Raw genomic sequence first — 6,496 nt, 5'->3', positions numbered from 1 at the left:
GCCAACCCCAACACCCGCTTTACGGTGCTACGGCCGCAGAGCCTGTTTGGCCCGCACGATAAGGTGTTTATTCCGCGGCTGGCGCAGATGATGCAGCATTACGGCAGTGTGCTGCTGCCGCGCGGCGGATCGGCGATGGTGGATATGACCTATTACGAAAACGCGGTGCATGCCATGTGGCTGGCAAGCCAGCCCGAATGCGATGCGCTGCCTTCAGGACGGGCGTACAACATCACCAACGGCGAATCCCGCAGCCTGAAAAGCATCGTGCAGAAGCTGATTAGCGAACTCGACATTAAATGCCGCATTCGCTCGGTGCCCTACCCGATGCTCGATATGATTGCCCGCAGCATGGAGCGGCTGGGCAGCAAGTCAGCGAAAGAGCCGGCGCTGACTCACTACGGCGTCTCCAAGCTCAACTTCGACTTCACGCTCGATATTTCGCGCGCGGAGCAGGAGCTGGGCTACCGTCCCATCGTCTCGCTGGATGAAGGGATTGTGCAGACTGCTCTGTGGCTGAAAGACCACGGCAAGCTGCACCTCTGACATCACGCCTCGCCGTATTTCTCCAGCAGCGCTTCGGCGATAGCCTGGGTTTCGGCGTCGGCCTGTCCATCCCAGCGCGCCGGGCGGAAGTGCATCTGAAATGCCATTATCACCCGCTTCTGCTGCTGCGCGGTCATCCCGGGTTTTACCTCATAGCCGTAGCGGCCCAGCAGGTCGAGCAGCGTAGCGCGCGCCACCGGCGTGGAGGGCGAGCGGCCGTGCAGATAGTAAGAGACGCGGCTGCTGTCCGGCCATGCGCCAATCCCCGTGCGGGCCAGCTGGAGCCACGGGAACATCGGGCCCGGATCGTCTTTGCGCTGCGGGGCAATATCGGCGTGGGCCACCACGTTTTCGGGGTCGATGTGGTAGCGGGCGACAATGTCTTTCACCAGCGGGATCAGCGCGTCAATCTGCTGCGGCGCAAAGGGGGCGAAGGTTTTCTCGCCGCCGCTTTTCTGCCAGCCGGCATTCTCAAGCTCAATGCCTATCGACGTATCGTTTATGCGGGTTGCGCCGCGCCAGAAGCTCGGCCCGGCGTGCCACGCCAGATCTTTCTCCTGCACCAGCTGATAGATGCGCGGCTTGCCCTTTTGCATATACGGCGTGGCGGGAACCAGATAATGGGCGCTGACCTGCGAGCCGGTCAGGGTCTGCATCGAAACGTCAAAATCCCCGGCGGTGTAGTGCAGCACCAGAATCTTAATGCGCGGATAGGCGTTGCGCGCCGGGTGCAGCGTATCGAGCTGATAACCCTGCTTGTTCACCACGCCCTGAGCCTTCTCTTTCTCTTCCGAGGCGCAGCCCGCCAGCAGCAGCGCCAGGGATAAAATCAGCAACAGGCGTTTCATCGGCGGGTCTTCACGGCGGTTCCGCTCACGCTGACCATCAGCATGCTGCTGTCTTTACCTACCGTTTCATAGTCAATATCGATGCCCACAACCGCATCGGCACCGAGGCTTTTGGCCTGTTCGCCCAGCTCCTTGAACGCAATCTCCCGCGCCTTGCGCAGCTCTTTTTCATAAGCGCCGGAGCGGCCGCCGACGATATCGCGAATGCCGGCAAAAAAGTCGCGGAAAATGTTGGCGCCGAGAATTGCTTCACCGGTAACCACGCCGCAATATTCGACGATCGGTTGCCCTTCCAGGGTGGGGGTTGTTGAGTATTGCATTCGTCCTCCTTCATCAATACCTTAGCTCAGTTGACCAAAACTTTAATTTGGCGATGCGCTATGCTTTAAAAAAACCTGAGACCGTATACCCTTAATCGTTCGGGCTGTATGACAACCATCCTCAACGCGTTGACGAGTCCCTGTTCCGGCGATCCTGCCGCCGCGGTATGCCGCGACAGCAATCCGAGCGCCGTAACTCAGGCTAGCAGGACGGATGAGGAAAATCAGTACATCAGCCGTTTGAATGATGACGGGTACAGACATTCTATAAGGAAATCAATAATGCGCTACTCCATTGCTGCTCTCGCTCTTCCCTGCGCGCTTCTGCTCAGCGCCTGTACCACCGTGACGCCGGCGTTCAAGGACGTTGGCCAGCGCGCCGGTCCCTGCGTTGAAGGCGGACCGGATACCGTAGCTCAGGCGTTTTATGACTACCGCATCCAGCACCGCAACGCCGATCTTACCGCCCTGCGCCCGTACCTGAGCGATGACTTTGCAAAAATTCTCGACGCCGCCCGCCGGGATCCGCAGAAGCAGGCGCTGCTGAACAACGATCCGTTTAATGCCTCCGCCACGCTGCCGGACAGCGCCGACGTCGCCAGCGCCTCCACCATTCCCAATACCGACGCGCGCAACATTCCGCTACGCGTTACCCTGCACCAGGGCGACAAGCGCTGGCAGGATGAAGTGCTGATGGTTCGCGAAGGCCAGTGCTGGGCGGTCGACGACGTACGCTACCTCAGCCCGGCCAACAACGCCCCGACGGGCACCCTGCGCCAGATGATCGAAAAGCGTTAAGTTAACGCGAAACTGAATAAAATGCCGGTACGCCGCAGGGCGACCGGCATTGTCATTTCTGCGGGTTAATTCTGCGATACTGCGCCGGTTTTACTCATAAACTTGCTTTATATTTAAGTTTTAACGCATAAATATTGCATAACTATTCTGTTAGCGATATTATCTGCCGTCTTAATTGCTATTGGTTAGATCTGCTGGATGAGTATAAAACTAGAGGGTATTAACTGCTTCTACGGCGCCCACCAGGCGCTGTTTGATATATCCCTGGATTGCCCCCAGGGTGAAACGCTGGTGCTGCTTGGCCCTAGCGGCGCGGGAAAAAGTTCCCTGCTGCGGGTGCTCAACCTGCTGGAAATGCCGCGCTCCGGTAAACTTTCCATTGCGGGCAACCAGTTTAACTTCAGTAGAGCGCCGTCCGATAAAGCCATTCGCGAGCTGCGCCAGAACGTCGGCATGGTTTTTCAGCAGTACAATCTGTGGCCGCACCTGACCGTGCTGCACAACCTGATTGAGGCGCCCTGCCGGGTGCTCGGCCTGCCGAAAGAGCAGGCGAAGGCGCGGGCAGAAAAGCTGCTCGACCGCCTCCAGCTTAAACCCTTCAGCGACCGCTATCCGCTGCACCTCTCCGGCGGCCAGCAGCAGCGCGTGGCCATTGCCCGGGCGCTGATGATGGAGCCGCAGGTGCTGCTGTTTGACGAGCCTACCGCCGCGCTGGATCCGGAAATCACCGCCCAGATCGTCAGCATTATTCGCGAGCTGGCGCAGACCCAAATCACGCAAGTGATCGTCACCCATGAAGTAGAAGTGGCGCGCAAAACCGCCAGCCGCGTTATCTACATGGAAAACGGCCACATTGTTGAACAAGGTGGTGCGGAGTGCTTTACTGCTCCGCAGACCGAGGCGTTTAAACACTATCTCTCACACTGACTTTTCACACTGGTGCTTCAGGAATAATGACAATGAAAAAAATCGTGATTGCCGCTCTGCTCGCAAGCGTTAGCCTCTCTGCCGCTGCGGCCCAGACTATCCGTTTCGCCACGGAAGCCTCTTATCCTCCGTTTGAGTCTACCGACGTCAACAATAAAATCGTCGGCTTCGACGTGGATCTGGCAAACGCCCTGTGTAAAGAGATTGACGCCACCTGTACCTTTAACAACCAGGCCTTCGACAGCCTGATCCCAAGCCTCAAGTTCCGCCGCATCGACGCGGTGATGGCCGGGATGGACATTACGCCCGAGCGTGAAAAGCAGGTGCTGTTCACCAACCCGTACTATGACAACTCCGCCCTGTTCGTCGGCCAGAAAGGCAAATACGCCACCGTCGATCAGCTGAAAGGCAAAAAAGTCGGCGTGCAGAACGGTACAACTCACCAGAAATTCATTACCGACAAACATCCGGAAATCACCACCGTGCCTTACGACAGCTATCAGAACGCGAAGCTGGATCTGCAGAACGGCCGCATTGACGCGGTGTTTGGCGACACCGCGGTCGTCACCGAGTGGCTGAAATCTAACGATAAGCTGGCCGCCGTGGGCGATAAGGTAACCGATAAAGACTATTTCGGTACCGGCCTGGGCATCGCCCTGCGCCAGGGCAACACTGAACTGCAGCAGAAATTCAACGCTGCGCTGGATAAAGTGAAGCAGAACGGCACTTACCAGAATATCTACAATAAATGGTTCCAGAAGTAAGTCTTGATGAACGAAATGTTTCCATTAGCAAGCGCCGCCGGCATGACCGTCGGCCTTGCGCTCTGCGCGCTGGCCATCGGCCTGGTGCTGGCTATGATCTTCGCCGTGTGGGAGTCAGCTTCGTGGCGCCCGGTGGCGTGGATCGGCACCGCGCTGGTGACCGTGCTGCGCGGGCTGCCGGAAATTCTGGTGGTCCTGTTTATCTATTTCGGCTCCTCCCAGCTGCTGCTGATGCTGTCGGACGGCTTCACGCTTAACCTCGGTTTCGTGCAGATTCCCGTCCAGATGCAGATAGAAAACTTCGACGTCAGCCCGTTCCTGTGCGGCGCTATCGCCCTCTCCCTGCTGTATGCCGCCTATGCCTCGCAGACCCTGCGCGGCGCGCTGAAAGCGGTACCCGCGGGCCAGTGGGAGTCCGGCCAGGCGCTGGGGATGAGCAAAAGCGCCATCTTCTTTCGGCTGGTGATGCCGCAGATGTGGCGCCACGCGCTGCCGGGGCTCGGCAACCAGTGGCTGGTGCTGCTGAAAGATACTGCGCTGGTGTCGCTTATCAGCGTTAACGACCTGATGCTGCAGACGAAAAGCATCGCCACCCGCACCCAGGAGCCCTTTACCTGGTATATCGTGGCGGCGGCCATCTATCTGGTGATCACTCTGCTGAGCCAGTACATTCTCAACCGCATTGACCTGCGCGCGACTCGCTTTGAACGGAGGCCAGGCTGATGCTTGAGTACATGCCCGAACTGATGAAGGGGCTGCATACCAGCCTGACGCTAACCGCCGCCTCGCTGATCGTTGCCCTGATTATGGCGCTGGTGTTTACCGTGGTACTGGCGCTTAAAACGCCGGTGCTGGTATGGGTGGTGCGCGGCTACATCACGCTGTTCACCGGTACGCCGCTGCTGGTGCAGATCTTCCTGATCTATTACGGGCCGGGCCAGTTCCCGCAGCTGCAGGAATACCCGGTTATCTGGCATCTGCTGTCCGAGCCGTGGCTGTGCGCGATGATTGCCCTGTCGCTCAACAGCGCCGCCTACACCACCCAGCTTTTTTACGGCGCCATCCGTGCGATCCCGGAAGGCCAGTGGCAGTCCTGCGGCGCGCTGGGAATGAGTAAGAAAGATACGCTCGCCATTCTGCTGCCCTACGCGTTTAAGCGCGCCCTCTCCTCTTACTCGAACGAAGTGGTGCTGGTGTTTAAGAGTACGTCTCTGGCTTACACCATTACCCTGATGGAAGTGATGGGCCACGGCCAGCTGCTGTACGGCCGCACCTACGACGTGATGGTGTTCGGCGCGGCGGGGATTGTCTATCTGGTGGTGAACGGTCTGCTGACCCTGCTGATGCGCCTTATTGAGCGCAAAGCACTGGCGTTTGAACACCGCAGCTAATTTGCATAAAAAACAAAAACCGGGCGGAGAGCCATATTGACTCTCCGCCTTTTTTATTTTCATGAGAAATATTTAATCACATCTATTGAATATAAATTCACTCAGTGGCAAGGTAATTCCCGGACACAACACCAATAAAACCGATCCCCGGGAGCTCTACCATGAAAAAACTGATTCTGGCCGCGGCCGTAGCCGCCTTTACTTTTAGCGCCTCTGCGGCGGAGAAAATCAGCTTCGGCGTTTCCGCCACCTACCCGCCGTTTGAATCTCTGGACGCCAGCAATCAGATTGTCGGTTTCGACCTGGATCTGGCGAAGGCGCTGTGCAGCCAGATGCAGGCGCAGTGCACCTTTACCAACCACGCGTTTGACAGCCTGATCCCGGCGCTCAAATTCCGCAAATATGACGCGGTGATTTCCGGTATGGACATTACCCCGGAGCGCAGCAAGCAGGTGGCATTTACCGATCCCTATTACGCCAACTCGGCGCTGGTGATTGCGAAGAAAGACGCTTACCACTCCTTTGACGAGCTGAAAGGCAAGCGCATCGGCATGGAGAACGGCACCACGCACCAGAAGTACCTGCAGGACAAGCACCCGGAAGTGAAAACCGTGGCCTACGACAGCTACCAGAATGCAATAATTGACCTGAAAAACGGCCGCATTGACGGGGTGTTTGGTGATACGGCAGTGGTTAACGAATGGCTGAAAACCAATCCGCAGCTCGGCCCTGCAACCGCCAAAGTCACCGATCCGCAGTACTTCGGCACCGGCCTCGGCATCGCCGTGCGCCCGGACAACAAGGCGCTGCTGGAGAAGCTGAACGCCGCGCTTAAAGCCATTAAAGCCGACGGCACCTACCAGAAAATCAGCGACCAGTGGTTCCCGCAGTGATCTGAACGC

Annotated in this window: 9 protein-coding genes; 7 read left to right on the top strand and 2 right to left on the bottom strand. The window is 57.8% G+C overall.

The genetic code is table 11. The annotated features are described in order from the left end of the window. On the top strand, positions 1-546 hold a 546-nt coding region (locus QZ766_RS06660; RefSeq protein ID WP_297199141.1), incomplete at its 5' end, for an NAD-dependent epimerase/dehydratase family protein. Positions 547-548: 2 nt separating this feature from the next. Here the strand turns inward: QZ766_RS06660 and QZ766_RS06655 are convergent. Together QZ766_RS06655 and QZ766_RS06650 are read right to left on the bottom strand one after the other, a co-directional pair. Beyond that, entirely contained in the window at positions 549-1,394 is an 846-nt protein-coding gene (locus QZ766_RS06655) for an N-acetylmuramoyl-L-alanine amidase (RefSeq protein WP_297199138.1), read from the bottom strand. After that, positions 1,391-1,714: a heavy metal-binding domain-containing protein gene (locus QZ766_RS06650; RefSeq protein WP_297199136.1), complete on the bottom strand. Its 324-nt coding sequence runs from the start codon at positions 1,712-1,714 to the stop codon at positions 1,391-1,393. Before QZ766_RS06650 ends, QZ766_RS06655 begins: the two co-directional genes overlap by 4 nt. A 282-nt stretch (positions 1,715-1,996) precedes the next feature. Between QZ766_RS06650 and QZ766_RS06645 the strand changes: the two genes are divergently transcribed. The 6 genes from QZ766_RS06645 to artJ all read left to right on the top strand — a co-directional run bounded on the left by QZ766_RS06645 (position 1,997) and on the right by artJ (position 6,487). Next, positions 1,997-2,512: a lipoprotein gene (locus QZ766_RS06645; protein WP_297199133.1), complete on the top strand. Its 516-nt coding sequence runs from the start codon at positions 1,997-1,999 to the stop codon at positions 2,510-2,512. Positions 2,513-2,710: 198 nt separating this feature from the next. Next, on the top strand, positions 2,711-3,439 hold the full coding sequence (gene artP, locus QZ766_RS06640) for an arginine ABC transporter ATP-binding protein ArtP (RefSeq protein ID WP_297199130.1): 729 nt from the start codon (positions 2,711-2,713) through the stop codon (positions 3,437-3,439). Between the two features lie 32 nt (positions 3,440-3,471). Beyond that, entirely contained in the window at positions 3,472-4,203 is a 732-nt protein-coding gene (gene artI, locus QZ766_RS06635) for an arginine ABC transporter substrate-binding protein ArtI (protein WP_297199127.1), read from the top strand. A 6-nt stretch (positions 4,204-4,209) separates the two neighbouring features. After that, on the top strand, positions 4,210-4,926 hold the full coding sequence (gene artQ / locus QZ766_RS06630) for an arginine ABC transporter permease ArtQ (protein ID WP_297199124.1): 717 nt from the start codon (positions 4,210-4,212) through the stop codon (positions 4,924-4,926). Beyond that, a complete protein-coding gene (artM, locus tag QZ766_RS06625) occupies positions 4,926-5,594 on the top strand; it encodes an arginine ABC transporter permease ArtM (protein WP_297199121.1) in 669 nt (222 codons plus the stop codon). Before artQ ends, artM begins: the two co-directional genes overlap by 1 nt. 161 nt (positions 5,595-5,755) lie before the next feature. Continuing rightward, positions 5,756-6,487 (top strand): arginine ABC transporter substrate-binding protein ArtJ, encoded by a 732-nt coding sequence (artJ, locus tag QZ766_RS06620; protein ID WP_297199119.1) that lies wholly within the window; start codon positions 5,756-5,758, stop codon positions 6,485-6,487. Positions 6,488-6,496: the final 9 nt, after the last annotated feature.

The organism is uncultured Pluralibacter sp. (assembly GCF_913775985.1).
Lineage (GTDB): Bacteria > Pseudomonadota > Gammaproteobacteria > Enterobacterales > Enterobacteriaceae > Pluralibacter.
This window is presented reverse-complemented; position numbering and strand designations above follow the sequence as displayed.